The sequence below is a fragment of the Paenibacillus sp. FSL H8-0282 genome, from assembly GCF_037963825.1.
Classification (GTDB): domain Bacteria; phylum Bacillota; class Bacilli; order Paenibacillales; family Paenibacillaceae; genus Paenibacillus_AQ; species Paenibacillus_AQ odorifer.
This window is the reverse complement of sequence record NZ_CP150146.1, coordinates 6,508,898-6,523,706: the sequence shown is the minus strand read 5'-3', so window position 1 is coordinate 6,523,706 and position 14,809 is coordinate 6,508,898. Positions and strand designations below refer to the sequence as shown.

General features: G+C 47.1%; 13 protein-coding genes. 11 read left to right on the top strand and 2 right to left on the bottom strand.

Annotated features, from left to right (window positions below; genetic code table 11):
• Window positions 1-182: 182 nt before the first annotated feature.
• From NST94_RS28330 to mprF, 8 genes are all read left to right on the top strand, one after another.
• Complete coding sequence (locus NST94_RS28330; RefSeq protein ID WP_036682080.1) at window positions 183-653, top strand: MarR family transcriptional regulator; 471 nt, start codon at window positions 183-185, stop codon at window positions 651-653.
• A gap of 196 nt (window positions 654-849) precedes the next feature.
• Window positions 850-1,698 (top strand): neutral zinc metallopeptidase, encoded by an 849-nt coding sequence (locus NST94_RS28325; protein ID WP_076191707.1) that lies wholly within the window; start codon window positions 850-852, stop codon window positions 1,696-1,698.
• A gap of 115 nt (window positions 1,699-1,813) precedes the next feature.
• Window positions 1,814-2,215, top strand: coding sequence for a DoxX family protein (locus tag NST94_RS28320; RefSeq protein WP_036682076.1), 402 nt, complete (start codon window positions 1,814-1,816; stop codon window positions 2,213-2,215).
• A 17-nt stretch (window positions 2,216-2,232) separates the two neighbouring features.
• Complete coding sequence (locus NST94_RS28315; protein WP_076179229.1) at window positions 2,233-3,183, top strand: ring-cleaving dioxygenase; 951 nt, start codon at window positions 2,233-2,235, stop codon at window positions 3,181-3,183.
• Window positions 3,180-3,800 (top strand): alpha/beta hydrolase, encoded by a 621-nt coding sequence (locus NST94_RS28310; protein WP_339281494.1) that lies wholly within the window; start codon window positions 3,180-3,182, stop codon window positions 3,798-3,800. Before NST94_RS28315 ends, NST94_RS28310 begins: the two co-directional genes overlap by 4 nt.
• A gap of 163 nt (window positions 3,801-3,963) precedes the next feature.
• A complete protein-coding gene (locus NST94_RS28305; RefSeq protein ID WP_076303642.1) occupies window positions 3,964-5,187 on the top strand; it encodes a multidrug effflux MFS transporter in 1,224 nt (407 codons plus the stop codon).
• Window positions 5,188-5,302: 115 nt separating this feature from the next.
• Window positions 5,303-5,653 (top strand): FlxA-like family protein, encoded by a 351-nt coding sequence (locus tag NST94_RS28300; protein WP_076099710.1) that lies wholly within the window; start codon window positions 5,303-5,305, stop codon window positions 5,651-5,653.
• 367 nt (window positions 5,654-6,020) lie between these two features.
• Window positions 6,021-8,693, top strand: a complete 2,673-nt coding sequence (gene mprF / locus NST94_RS28295) for a bifunctional lysylphosphatidylglycerol flippase/synthetase MprF (protein ID WP_339281493.1) — start codon at window positions 6,021-6,023, stop codon at window positions 8,691-8,693.
• 48 nt (window positions 8,694-8,741) lie between these two features.
• Here the strand turns inward: mprF and NST94_RS28290 are convergent, their stop codons facing one another.
• Window positions 8,742-10,214 (bottom strand): alpha-amylase, encoded by a 1,473-nt coding sequence (locus tag NST94_RS28290; RefSeq protein ID WP_076191713.1) that lies wholly within the window; start codon window positions 10,212-10,214, stop codon window positions 8,742-8,744.
• 141 nt (window positions 10,215-10,355) lie between these two features.
• Window positions 10,356-11,948 (bottom strand): histidine kinase N-terminal 7TM domain-containing protein, encoded by a 1,593-nt coding sequence (locus NST94_RS28285; RefSeq protein ID WP_076124039.1) that lies wholly within the window; start codon window positions 11,946-11,948, stop codon window positions 10,356-10,358.
• Window positions 11,949-12,230: 282 nt separating this feature from the next.
• Between NST94_RS28285 and NST94_RS28280 the strand changes: the two genes are divergently transcribed.
• Genes NST94_RS28280 through NST94_RS28270 form a run of 3 tightly spaced genes read left to right on the top strand, consistent with a single transcriptional unit; the run spans window position 12,231 to window position 14,745 of the window.
• On the top strand, window positions 12,231-13,013 hold the full coding sequence (locus NST94_RS28280) for an ABC transporter ATP-binding protein (protein ID WP_036682061.1): 783 nt from the start codon (window positions 12,231-12,233) through the stop codon (window positions 13,011-13,013).
• Window positions 13,014-13,015: 2 nt separating this feature from the next.
• Entirely contained in the window at window positions 13,016-13,828 is an 813-nt protein-coding gene (locus NST94_RS28275; protein WP_339245375.1) for an ABC transporter permease, read from the top strand.
• Window positions 13,828-14,745 (top strand): ABC transporter permease, encoded by a 918-nt coding sequence (locus tag NST94_RS28270; RefSeq protein ID WP_081391780.1) that lies wholly within the window; start codon window positions 13,828-13,830, stop codon window positions 14,743-14,745. The genes NST94_RS28275 and NST94_RS28270 overlap by 1 nt, the downstream gene beginning before the upstream one ends.
• Window positions 14,746-14,809 lie beyond the last annotated feature (64 nt).

Genomic DNA, 14,809 nt, shown 5'->3' with positions numbered 1-14,809 from the left:
TTTATCACTCCCTGTAAAGTGTCATAGGAAAACTTACCGGTCTCTAGACGGAAGTAACTTTTTTAGCGATGAGGTTGACAAGGAGGATGGGAAGTCGTATAGTTATCTTAACTTAAAGATATTTAATGTAAAGACAAATAAATGGATTGAATACAAGTTTGATTGAAGTGGAGGTGGAATTGATGAGTGATAAACAAGTAAATCTGCGTAATACAGAGAGTGCACCTGACGAAGAACAAGCCGCCTCACTGAAATTGTTTGTAGTCTTATCTAAGGCTTATAAGAGCCTAATGGATCATGCGGTGAAGGATATGAAGAGTTATGGCTTGGCTTCGGCTGAATTCATGGTGCTTGAAGTACTTTACCATAGAACGCGGATTCCGCTGCAACAGATCGGGGAGAAAATTCTCGTTACGAGCGGAAGCATTACCTATAATATCGACAAGTTGGAGAAAAAGGGACTGCTGAAACGTGTACCCTGTAGCGAGGATCGCCGCGTTACTTATGCGGAGATTACGGATGCAGGTCGTGAACTGTTTGATGAGATTTTCCCTCGTCATGTAGCCTCAATTCATGATTTGATGGGTGGATTAGATAAGGAAGAGAAAGTCCAGGCTATCGAATTAATGAAAAAGCTTGGCAAAGGTGTATAGGTGCTGCGAACATGACGAATAACTAGGCGCTTCTATAAGTTTGGAAGTAGTTCGGCTCCATCCTCATTCTCCCAACTCCAGTAAGTATAAGTGAAACCCTGCTTTTTTGGGTATATCACTAATAAGATATTTAACTTAACGAAGCCAGGTAGCCATTTACTTAAGATTACCTGATATTTCGACTGGGGGCTTGGCCATGAAATGGCAGGGAAGAAGAGGGAGTTCGAACGTGGAGGACCGCAGAGGCATGAGCGGCGGCGGCAAGATGATTGGTGGCGGGATCGGAGGAATTATCCTTGTCCTGGTCATCACATTACTCAGTGGAGGCAATGCCGGGGATATCCTGGGAAGTTTGACTTCCACAGGCTCCAGTTCAACGGCCCCTTATGAACAGACCGCAGAGGAGCAAGAGCTTGCGGAGTTTGTATCGGTAGTTCTTGCCGACACAGAGGAGGTTTGGGGTGAGATTTTTCAGCAGCAGGGAATGACCTATACGGACCCCACCTTAGTGCTATACAGTGGGAGTGTAGACTCTGCTTGCGGAACAGCCACCTCGGCAGTTGGTCCCTTCTACTGTCCGGGCGACGCCAAACTATATATTGATCTGAGCTTTTATGATGAGTTGCAGCAACGCTTCCACGCGCCGGGCGACTTCGCCATGGCTTATGTCATTGCCCATGAGGTTGGACATCATGTACAGACATTACTAGGCACCTCGAAACAACTCGATTCCCTTCGCCAGACGTTGAGTGAGAAGGAGTACAACAAATATCAGGTTCGTTTTGAGCTGCAGGCTGATTATTTGGCCGGTGTCTGGGCCAATCATGCTCAGGGTATGAATCTGCTGGAGGAAGGCGACTTAGAGGAAGCTCTGGCAGCTGCAAGCGCCGTCGGCGATGATACGATTCAGAAGCAGGCTCAGGGCTATGCAGTGCCGGATAGTTTCACTCACGGTACCTCAGAGCAGAGAAAGCGCTGGTTCTACAAAGGTTTTAACTCGGGTACGATTAAGGGCGGCGATACGTTTAACGCCTCCGAGTTGTAGATAGAAGAGGGAAGAGGAGAGCAGCCCATAGGTTATTCCGGTTCGCCGGGCGCTCTTTTTTACCAAATATCTTAACATTAAGATAATTAAATCAAAGGAATAGGGGAAGGTAAAAATGATAAGTGTAGGACTGTTATTAATGAGATTGGTGATAGGGCTTGCTTTTATAGGACATGGCGCACAAAAGCTATTTGGATGGTTCGGAGGTTACGGTCCGAAGGGTACGGGAGGCTGGATGGAGTCCATCGGAATCAAACCGGGTGTGACTATGGCGATTTTAGCAGGGATTATGGAGCTGGTGGGCGGATTTATGTTCGCTGCCGGACTGTTAACGCCTGTTGCAGCGGTGTTAATCGCTGCCACGATGCTGGGGGCAATCGTTAAGGTTCATGCTCCAAATGGTTTCTGGTCCACTTCGAACGGGATTGAGTTTCCGCTTACGGTTTTGGTATTTGCGGTAGGTGTGGCGCTTACGGGACCAGGTTCGATTTCTCTAGATGCATTGTTTTTTAACTAAGAAGGGAGTTTATAATAATGACACTTCAAACTGCAGGAATACATCATATTACAGCTTTTGTCGGAGACGCTCAGCGCAATGTTGATTTCTACGCCGGGATTCTGGGCCTACGGCTCGTGAAAAAAACGATTAATTTTGATGCTCCAGAGGTCTATCATTTATACTTTGGGAATGAGCAGGGTGCTCCGGGAACGATTATTACATTTTTTCCTTCACCTGTAGGGCGTAGAGGCAGAATCGGCAGTGGTCAAGTTGGCGTAACGATCTACGCAGTGCCGGTCGGTGCTCTGCAATTCTGGGAACAACGCCTTGCTGAATACGGAATTTCGGTTACAAAAGGAAGTCGGATCTCTGAACCCTATTTATCTTTTGCTGATTACGACGGTCTGCGGATTGAACTGGTGGAACGTGAGGAAGGCCCGCTCAGTAAGTGGTCCTTTGGTGGGATTCCTACTAAATACGCGATCAAAGGTTTTGGCGGGGCTGTGCTATATAGCAGCAATCCGTTGCAAACAGCCGAGACACTCGTTCATACGCTGGGTATGGAACATATTGCTGACGGAGATGGATATACTCGCTATAGAACCAATGGGGAGCTAGGTAATATTATTGATTTGAAGACATCACCCGTTCCGCTCGGAGCGGGAGGTGCAGGGACAGTTCATCACATCGCGTGGCGGGCAAAGGATAATGCAGAGCAACTGGAATGGTCGCGCCATGTACAGAGTCATGGGCATAGACCTACACCCGTTCAAGACCGTCAGTATTTTAATGCGATCTATTTCCGTGAAAGAGGAGGAATCCTGTTCGAAATCGCTACAGATCCTCCAGGTTTTGCCCGTGATGAAGCCCCAGATGCGTTGGGTGAAAAGTTGATGCTGCCGTCCTGGTTTGAGCCGCATCGCGCGGCCATCGAAGAAAACTTAACGCCTATTCAAGTAAGAGAAATTGAGGTGAAGCAGGGATGATTCATGTATTCCGTAAAGGTAAAGATATAACTAAACCTACGTTAGTGTTGTTTCATGGTACAGGTGGTAATGAGCAGGATTTGCTGCCGCTGGCTGAGATGTTATCCCCAGATTCATCGGTGCTAGGTATACGGGGCAATGTGCTGGAGAATGGCATGCCACGATTCTTCCGTCGGCTGGCAGAAGGAGTGTTCGATGAAGCGGACTTAGTTTTCCGTACCCATGAGATTAAGCAGTTTCTGGATGAGGCGGCAGAGAAATACGGGTTTGATGCCAACAATCTGGTAGCGGTTGGTTACTCTAACGGTGCAAACATTGCTGGTAGCCTTCTGTTTCATTATAAGGACATTTTCCGCGCGGCAGTGCTGTTGCATCCGATGGTGCCATTACGCAATGTGGAGCTTCCTTCTCTAGAAGGGGTGTTTATCTTTATTGGGGCAGGTACGAATGATCCGCTAATAACATCTACGGAAACTCAGGAGCTAGAGGGGATTCTGCAGAAAGCAGGCGCTGAGGTTACAACCCATTGGGGCAATCAAGGTCACCGCTTGAGTATGGCGGAAGCCGAAGCCGCCAAAGATTGGCTACAGGGGTTTAGCACATCTCAAAATGCATAAAACAATTAGGATAACCGCCTTTTGGCGGTTATTTTTAAGTTAATAGCCCCGAATGAGGCCTTATAAAAGGATTGATCATTTGAGTTCCTTTACGTTAGTATGAAGAATACAAAAAAGGCCCCCGGGTTGCTTTAGAAAGGTTGACGTAAGGATCATGATTGGAATGCAAAATGCTAATAAACTTGCTGTAGATGGACCCTCAAGGAAGCAGAGATTGCAACTTGCTGTTATTCTGGGCTCCATTACAACCATTGGGCCGTTGTCGATTGACATGTATTTGCCAGCACTGCCTACACTTGTTGACGATTTCGGTACGACAGCTGCTTTGGTGCAGCTAAGTCTCACCTTCTTTTTATTGGGACTGGCCTCGGGTCAGTTAGTAGCTGGACCACTGAGTGATGTATATGGACGTCGCCGTCCACTGCTTATAGGGATGTTCATCTATGCCGTTTCCTCAGTGCTATGTGCTTTTAGTCCTTCGATTGGACTTTTAATTGTTTTGCGGTTTATTCAAGGTCTTGCTGGTTCAGTGGGTGTAGTTGTCTCTAGGGCGGCTGTGCGTGATCTGTACAGTGGCTCTGAACTAACGAAATTTTTCTCTTTATTGATGATTGTTAATGGTCTGGGTCCGATTTTGGCTCCAGTCATTGGAGGCCAGCTCTTAAGAGTGACTACATGGCAGGGGATATTCCTCGTATTATTTGCTGCCGGAATTATTTTTTGCTTAACGATTCTCCTGCGCTTGCCTGAGACATTGCCGAAGGAGCGGCGCTCCAAGAGTGGGTTGAAGGGTACTTTGCTTACCTTTAAGGTGTTACTTGGCAACCGCAAGTTTATGGGTTATGCCTTGTCCCAAGGTTTTGTTACAGCGTCTATGTTCGCTTATATCTCTGGGTCATCTTTTGTTTTGCAAAATATTTTTGCGGTTACTCCGCAGGTATATAGCTTGATCTTTGCTGTGAACGGGATTGGGATTATTATTACAGGTCAAATTGCCGGCAGACTTGCTGGTAAGGTGAGTGAGACGAAGCTACTGCTTAGCGGGTTGCTGCTCTGTACAATGGGGGGCGTCTTGCTGCTGCTTACGATCCTGATAGGGGGAGGGCTGATCCCTATTCTAATCTGTCTGTTCGCTGTTGTCTCCAGTGTGGGGATTGTCGGCGCAACCAGCTTCTCACTTGCAATGCAGGACCAAGGAGAAGCCGCAGGCAGCGCTTCGGCTTTGATAGGGCTGATCCCGTTGCTGCTTGGTAGCTGTGTAGCACCGCTTGTGGGTCTTGGAGGCGTAGATTCAGCCCTTCCAATGGCGATTGTGATTGCCTGTACGGGTGTTCTCTCTATTCTGTCTTATCTTCTATTGGTCAAACGGGGGAATTCCAATTGTTGACAGCTTATCCTTATAACCTTGAAAGAGAGCAATACTTTCAGCAAACTTTCAGCGGGTTTTAACGTTCCTTATCTGCAAAAGGATTATATTGGAGGTAAGGAAGGGAGGGATGATTATGAGTATATCCGCAGTCTCAGGTTCTACATCGTATACTACCTCGACGTCTAGTACTACAGATACCAGCGCGCTCGAGAAACAAAAAGCGAAGCTGGAAGCCGAATTGGACAAGATTGATGCCAGCTCGGATGACGCGAAGACCAAAGAAACGAAAACGAAACAAATTGAGCAGCAGATCAAGCAAATCGAGGCACAAATTTCCCAGAAGTCGCAGAGCAGTGCTTCCGCTGCAAGCAGTAGTGCAGAAGCACCTGCCAAACCTGCAAACAACGCGCTTGCTGCGGCAAGCCCGCAAGAAATCGCTACCGCAACAACGAATAGCCAAGGCAGATTTGATATTCGTGTATAAACCATACTAAGTCGTGTTACATAACAAAAAGGGCATCCTTTGCCGTGAGGGATGTCCTTTTTGTTATGTATTTTTAAGTTTAGACTACAATTTTAATGTTCTTTTATCACATTGTTGGCCAATACTAGAAAGATACCCCTAAAATAAAGTTCCGTCATATTGATCTGTCCGGCTTCGTAATATATTAACTATGCTTATCCTCATTTCCCAAAAAATCTTTAACTGTTGCAGGGGTTAGGGATTTGCTGGCAGTCTAATAGAGTAGGTGTTGATTATCACGGGTCTTCTATTCCAAGAATTGCTATAATGGACTAGTTGTAAAAATTGTCTAGCACAACGTGTGTCAGCGGTAAAGGCAGGTGGGCTCATGCATTCAAAGCAACAGACATTAGAAAGATTCAAAATTGTAAGACTGATCTTATCTATCTATCGGATCCGGGCGGTCAGAGCTCTTTTTCCAGTGGCTATCATAGCGTTCGTATACTGGGAGGGACAACATGAGCTGAAGCAGGTTCATTTAGGACTTATAATGCGTGAACTAAGGCGAGTACCTACGTCTGCTATTTTGCAAATGATTGGTTTTGCACTTCTTTCCGTAGCTGTGATGAGTGCTTATGATTATTTGATTCGGGCCCATTTTCGTTTAAAAGTAGGGCTGTGGAGTACCTTTCGGTATGCATGGATTGCTAATACATTTAATAACTTGATTGGGTTTGCAGGTCTGGCTGGAGTTGGTTTAAGGACGCTGCTGTATAAAAAAAGCGGAGTGCCGACCTCCGTGCTAACGCCCGCCATTGTATTTCTTTCGCCGCTTATGATTACCGGGTTATCACTACTTTCATGGGCGAATATCTTTGGTTTACTCCCGGCAACGGCTTTGCTGGAAGAACATCGCTGGCTGGTATTTGCAGTATGGGGTATGGCGCTTTATTTGCCGGTTTTTGTGTTTGTGCAGCGCTCATCGCTTTATGCGAAATGGATTAACCGGGGAAAAGGCAGAACATCATGGCTTACAGTCGTTAACTCCGTCGGTGCTTCCTTTCTGGAATGGAGCTTTGCTGGCGTGACGTTTTGGACCATCAGCAGCCATCTCTTGGATGAGGTCCATTTTATAGCTATCTTTGGTATATTTACGATTGCTGCTATTGCCGGAATCTTGAGTATGGCACCCGGCGGTATCGGTGCATTTGACCTTATCGCCTTGCTCGGGCTGACACAGCTTGGCTACCAGACCGATAAGGCGATGGCGGTGCTTGTCATCTTTCGATTGTTTTATTATGTCATTCCTTGGTTGATTGGATTGGTGCTGGCTGCACTGGAAATTGGTCTGCAAGGAAAAAAGGATCAAGATCGTTCAGTTCCAGGGTTCGAACCCTCTCTTAACAAATGGCAGAAGATCTGGGGCTGGCCGGGTCAGTATACCTTTCTGAGCGATCTTGGGATGTGGGCTCTTGGTAAGCTGGTACTAGCTAGCGGGCTTATTCTCTTACTATCTGCAGCAGTACCCGGATTGCTGTATAGGTTGAAGATTACGGAGGAAATATTGCCGTTTCCGGTAATGCAGCTTTCTCATCATCTGTCTGTACTTATTGGTTTTATGCTGATTTTATTGTCGCGGGGCATTACATTGCGGGTCCATAGTGCATATGTATGGACTAGCATACTTCTGTTTATTGGATCATTGTTTGCAGTCACTAAGGGTTTTGATTATGAAGAGGCGCTTTTGCTACTTATAGTAGCGCTTATTCTTTGGATATCCAGATCGCGGTTTTATCGGATTAGTGCGCCAATCAGCAGACAGAGCGCGATCCGGTGGTTTGCCCTCACTTCAGTAATTGCACTAAGCTACTATCTGATGGGCTGTTATGTACATCGTGGATTTCTGAAGCATCTGCCTCCGGGAGTACAGCCTGAATGGTTGCAGCGATATAGTCATGTTGCATTTACGGCAGGGGGAGGATTGGTCTTGTCTTGGGTACTGCTCATAATGTGGGTAAACCTCAGGCCCCATCATAAGGAGAACGAGCTGTTCGGGACCTTGGATGTAGCTAAGCTGAAACATTTTCTAGATGGAGTTCGAGGCAATACCTTAACTCATACGTTGTTTTTGGGTGATAAGGGCTTCTTCTGGGCTCAGAACGATAAAGTGCTGCTCGCTTTCGCCAGAGTTAGGGATAAACTCGTTGTGCTGGGTGATCCGCTGGGAGAGAGCAGCTTAATAAGTGAAGCCATCAGTGAATTTAGACAAGCTGCAGATCAGTATGGTCTGGTTGTAGTTTTCTATCAAGCTTCACCTGCTTTTTTATCGGTCTATCAGGAGCAGGGCTATCGCTTTTTTAAGCTGGGTGAAGAGGCAGTGATAAGCCTTGATAACTTTGCACTCAGTGATCTGAAGAATGGTGATCTGCAAAGGGTAAGCGATCGTTTTGAACGGGAAGGCATGATTGTTGAAATTACAGAAGCGCCGCATGCTGATAGTTTGCTGAGAGAACTGCGAACGATTTCGGACGAGTGGTTGAATGGCCGAGCGGAAAAGGGTTATTCGTTAGGGTGGTTTAAGGTCGAGTATCTGCAACGGGCTCCCATTGTGGTGCTGCGAAACACCAAAGGTACAATACTGGCATTTGCTTCTATTGCCCCAGGGTATGATCAAGGATTGACCCTGTCCGTAGATTTGTTGCGCCAGCGGAAGAATGTGCCAAACGGGACGGTAGATTATTTATTGGTTTGTATGCTGGAATGGGCGAAGTCCAAGGGGTATCGGCGATTTAATCTAGGCAACACTCCTCTATCATCCAGTGGGGGTCAGGACCCCGGAGCTCTGAAGGAGGAGAAGCTGGCTCATCAAGTGTTTAATAGAGGTGGGCATGGGCATGGGCATGGTTACGGTTTTGCCAGATTGCGTCGTTACAAGGAAAAGTTCAATCCAGAGTGGGAGCCGCGTTACTTAGCTTATCCAGCGTCCCTAACATTACCCGTCTTAACGCTGGATCTGGTGAGGCTTGTATCCCGCCATCCGGAGCATAAAACGAATAACTAAAAAAAGGTGCCCAACGCCAAACGGCGTTGGGCACCTTTTTAATCAGGTTTACTTCTTGTCAGCTTCTGCATCTGGCAAAGCCCAGACGGAGACGCTGCCGCCATTGACCGGGAAGGTCGCCCAACCATCTTTTTCAATGGTTATGGTGGCTTTATGGTTATGGGTGAAATCCACCCATGCTTCACCGGCGCGATGTTCTCCTACGAACATTCTCTTCTGGCCATTCTCACCATTACTGATCACAACCGCACAACCGGAGTGTTCAATATCCTCCACGCCGAGCCGTGTCCAGCCAATCGTGTTAGGATGATCGAAATAATCCTTCTGTTCACCATAAGCTTTGTGATAGCGGGTATACAGCAGAGGGTCAATCGCATCTTTTTTACCTGCTACAGGTGTTGGTCCTTCGATCCCATAATAATCCCCGTAAAAGACCACAGGATATCCATCCCGTCGCAGCAGGATAAGCGCGTAAGCACTTTGCTTGAACCAATCATCTACCCAGGATTCCAGGGCTTCGTGAGGCTGAGAATCATGATTGTCAACGAAGGTTACAGCATTGGTGGGATGGGTCTGCACCAGTGTGTCATCAAGAATTTTGGTCAGATCATAGTTTCTGCCCTCCAAAGAAGCTGAATGCAGCTTGTAGTGAAGGGATACATCGAAGAGGTCAATTTTATAATCGACGGTATTCAGAAATTGTCGACAGGACTCTAAGTCGGAATTCCAGAATTCACCGACGATATAGAAATCCTTCTCGCATTTATTAAACATCTCTACCGCGAATTCTTTAACAAACTCATGGTTGATATGTTTGATGGCGTCCAAGCGGAAGCCGCTGCAGTGGAGGGTATCCACCAGCCATTTTCCCCATTGGATCATTTCTTTTTTGACTTCCGGATGGCTGTAATCAATATTAGCGAACATTAGATAATCATAGTTTCCGAACTCGTCGTCAACATTCTGATTCCACGCTTTATTCTCGCCTACTATACGGAATACGCCGGTTCGCTCTTCTTTGGCGTCAAAGTCAGTGCCGTTAAAATGATTGTGATTCCACTTAAAGGCAGAGTGTTCATTCCCGCGGCCAGGGAAGGTGAATTTTGTCCAGCCCTCAATCTCGAAAGGTTTCGAAATTTCTTTCATCCGATCATTGGGGTCGACCTCGATGACTTGGAATACTTCCTTTTCATCCGCGCCAGCCTTATGATTCATCACCAAATCAACGTAAACGGCGATGCCATTCTTTTGACATTCCGAAATTGCGTTGATCAGTGCTTGTTTGGTGCCATATTTGGTGCGTACCGTACCTTTTTGGTCATATTCGCCCAGATCGTATAGATCATACACGCCATAGCCTGTATCGTCAGCGGAGACGGCCTTTGTCACAGGAGGTACCCAAACAGAATCAATGCCTACGGCTTTTAGCGCGGGTGCAGTTTCTTTTAAGCGATCCCAGTGTTTCCCGTCCGCAGCAACATGCCATTCAAAAAACTGCATCATTGTATGGTTCCTCATTATTTCTTACGCCTCCATATCCCATCAAGCAAATTTTACTCTCAACACTCTGATTAGTTTTTCAGATAACTCTTATTAAACTTAAAAACAGACTATGAAAAATAAGGCCAGTTGTTGAATGCGCAGGAAGGGACATGATTGTCATTAAACAGGCTTGAAAAGAATGATTTCTGACCTTTGGGAGAGATGCACAGCGTTGCGTCCATTCCGTTTGGAGCTATACAGAGCATGGTCGGCTTCAGATAGCAGTTCTTCTAGAGTGGCCTCTGGATTTAGGGCCTCCACAACTCCAAAGCTTGCGGTCACATTAATGGGCCCGATGACGGTATATAAGGTGCTTTGTTCAATATCCGCGCGGATAGTTTCGCAGAGCAATGCTGCTTGCTTCAGTGACGTCTCTGGCAGACAGATCACAAATTCCTCACCACCATAACGGCCAAAGAGATCTCCCTCCCGCAGATGTCTGCTGCACACCTGGACAATATGCTGTAGAGCTTGATCTCCATATTGATGCCCATAGCGGTCATTAATGCTCTTGAAGAAGTCCACATCCAGCAAAATCATAGATAATGAGCTTCGCAGGCTGGCAGCCCGGGCAAGCAATGCTTGACTCAGCTCCAAAAAATAGGAGCGGTTATAGATACCCGTTAGGCTGTCCATCGTAGCCAATTGACGCAGCTTCTCCTGAAGCAGTATTCGTTCAGTCACGTCAATCAGCATGATCATCTGTCCTGCTATGTGCCCTTCTTGTTTCTGTACCGGAGAGGAGCGGATTTGATAATAGCAGATCTCCTCTGCTTTGTTCCAAGCCACTTCCCGTTCTTCGCGCAACAGTGGCTCGGCATCCATCACATAGGACAAGGCATCTTTGCCTGCGTTAAGAAACAATTGTGCTAGCGGTTTGCCAATCGATGAGGAGTTGAGCCCCTCTATCATATCCGCGGCTGCACGATTGTAATCGACGAGCATGTCCGAGCGGTCGGTGACAAGCACTCCCTCCCGCATGCTCTCGAACAGATTCTCACGAGCAATAGGTGCAGCCGTTAACATGCCCCGGGATAAAATAGCCCAAATATATAGGGAGGAGGTTAGGCTCATAATGATCGGGACGGGATCCATTCCGTAAGGAGTCAAGCCTATCAGATACAAAAAAGCGCCGAGGGTTGGAAGGCTTAACCCGATTATTATTGTGATGATCTGCCTGCGGTATACCCTTTTCATCCGGTTCCACTGCCATATCATGAGGCAAATGGCTGCCAGCAGACAGCCGAAAGTAAAGCTGCCGTGAACGATATACCAAGGTCCCATCACAACATCAACGAGTGGGGTGGGCGTATTTTCCCGTAAATAAATGGATTTATAGAAGAGATGATGGTAATCATTGGTCCAGACCAGTAGCGTTGTAATGAATGGAATGATAAATAACGCCGCCCGTATGCCTTTTTTAAACAGCGTCTCCAGCCCAACGAAATGGATCACCATGATTAGACTAGCCGGCGCAATAAAGGGCATCCCCAGATATTCTAACTTAATCCAGAAGCTGATTTCCTCCAGAGTTTTCCCCGATAATTCTAATGCGAAACCGAAGGTGTAAATAGCAGAGGTAAAGGAGCTTATAACAAAAGCCCTGATTCCTAAGAAATCAGTTTTTTTATAATAGGCGAAAAGGGCTAGTAAGACACTCAGCACACCTGATATAGCAACAATTACAATATAATTCGAGATTATAGATCCCATGGGTCTATTGTCACCTACCGAGGAAAGATATGGATAAATATTACCACATATCTGCGGATATAAAAAAAATACTTCGGGTTTGTGGTCAAAAAAATGTCTCCTAGACAAAATGACGCAATTTAACAGGAGCTATTTTACTAATTGTCTAGTGAGAGTCCAGTGAGCAGCGTGTAACATGTTAGTTAATACTACATGCAATAGAAGTTTTCTTTATTTTATCTAAATAGCGTCAGTTTATATAACATTATAAACATGGCTTATTTTGAAAAGGGGGGGCTGAGGATGTCATCACTAGCGACAAATATTCCTGAGATTCAGCTGGAAAATGTTGAAATGCGTTATCGGACAGAAGCTGCGGAAGTGCTTGCCCTGCATCAGGTGAGTCTTGATATTGCAAAAGGGGAGTTCGTCTCCCTGCTCGGACCTTCCGGATGTGGCAAAACGACGCTGCTTAGACTGATGGCCGATCTCATAGCACCAACAGGCGGGAACATTGTGGTAGCTGGGAAAAGTGCCAGAGAAGCCAGGCTGGCGCAAAAATATGGCATTGTTTTTCAAAGTCCAGTGTTATACGACTGGCGGAAAGTGAAGCATAACATCACATTGCCACTGGAGCTGATGGGGGTAAAGAAGTCAATCCGTGAGGAAAAGGCGATGGAGCTTCTTGATCTGGTGGGGCTGCAGAGCTTTGCGGATAAATATCCGTGGCAGCTCAGCGGCGGGATGCAGCAGCGTGTAGCGATTGCTAGAGCACTATCGATGGAGCCGGAAATTCTGCTCATGGATGAGCCGTTCTCTGCACTGGATGAATTTACGCGTGAGCGATTGAATGAAGAGTTATTGTCTGTCTGGAGTAAAGTGCAGAACACAATTGTTTTTGTAACTCATAGTATTCCTGAATCTATATTCCTCTCTGACCGGGTGTTTGTTCTTTCCCCGCATCCAGGTCGCTTGTCCGCTGTGGTCGAAATTCCTCTGCCACGTCCGCGAACGGCGGAAATGAGAAATAGCCCAGAGTTTTTCGAACTGATCGCACGTATTCGCGACAGCTTCGAAGGGGTGTAGTGATGAAAGGGGGCAGTATCTTTGTGCGAGGTCGTCTGCTGCCGTTGTTCGTCTGGATTTTTGGCCTGCTGCTAGTCTGGGAAGGGACTTCCTGGATGCTGCTCCATGTGGTGGAGACGCCGTTAGCACAGTCCAAGCTGCCATATGTTCATGAGGTGTTAGCTACCTTATGGCAGTATGGAGGCACGCTCTTGAAGGAGGGGGCTGCGACCTTCGGTAATGCTGGTGTTGGCTTCCTGATTGGAGCGGTAGCTGGTGCCTCATTGGCGGTGCTGATGAGCTTGTCGAAGACAATAGAGCAATTAACTTTTCCTTATGCTATTGCCTCGCAGATGATTCCGATTCTGGGGTTGGCACCCATCATCTACGGGATTGTGCGCGATGAACAGACCTCACGGATTATTATTTCGGGATATATCACCTTTTTCCCGGTGGCTCTGAACATGCTGCGCGGCTTGCGGAGTGTAGATCCATCAGCGCTCGAATTGATGCATTCTTACGCGGCGAAACCTTGGGCGGTCTATTGGAAACTCAGATTTCCGGCGGCTTTGCCGGGTTTGTTCGGTGGGCTTAAGATAGCTGCCCCACTTGCTGTGACTGGAGCTATTCTGGTGGAGCTTATGGGTGCCCAGCATGGCATTGGTGTAATTATGCTGCGCAATCTCTATTATGGAAGCTCTCACACCTATATGTTCTGGTCTACGGTGATTGTGGGTGCCTTGCTGGGAATCGTAAGCTACTGGTTAATCAGTCTGATAGAACGCCTGGTAACGCCTTGGCAGCCTGAATTTCGTCCGAAAGGAGGCAGCCGCTAATGGAAACTAACTCCGTTCGGGAGACCACGTTTATAGGCTCTACTGGTAAAGAAATGGCTCAGCCGGCGCTAACGGCTACACCAAAGAATGCTGTAGCCGTTCCGAAACCTGCGGAAGCTACGGCGAGTCGCGGCGGCTCACGAATGCTGAAGAGGATATTTAGCGCAGGGGTGCTGCTGCCTGTACTGGCAGGTCTGTTATTTCTTGCACTATGGGAATTTCAATTTTTTCATAAGATCTTTGATCTGAAAAAATATCAACTCCCGCTGCCTACAGCCATCGCCGAAACCATGCGAGATAATTTCAGCTTGTTGCTGTCCTATACCGGATACACTCTTGCTGAAGCTGTGCTGGGAATGTTGGCTGGTTCTGCTATCGGCTTCCTGATCGCTTTAGTCGCGACAGCTTGGCCGCGCTGGGGGAGTGGAAGCTTGACGCTGGTTGCCGCCCTAAATGCTGTGCCTATCGTCGCCCTCGCGCCCATCATGAATCTGTGGTTTGGAGATGGGATAGGCTCACGAATTGCCATAGTAACCGCAACTACAATGGCAGCGATGGCGATCAACGCCTATAAAGGTATGGCGGCGATTGATCCATTGGCGCTGGATCTGATGCATTCTTATGCGGCGGGTAAACCGGCGGTATTCCGTTATCTGCGGATTCAGAGCAGTCTGCCCTATGTATTTACAGCACTCAAGATTAATGCTACTGCCAGTATGATTGGTGCCATTGTTGGGGAATTCTTTTTCTCCTCAAAAGGGCTTGGATATCTGCTCTCCAATTCCATTAAAGTTGCCAAAATGCCACTGGGTTGGTCCTGTATTGTGTTGGCTGCGATTGCAGGCGTGCTCTTCTATTTAGTGGTTGAGCGGCTGGAGAAAGTATTCATTAAGTGGCATCCTTCGCAGCGTACTTAATCTTACCCTCATTACATCCGGCCATAGTGGGAATGGAAAAGAGAAACCGCCCACGGCTGTATGC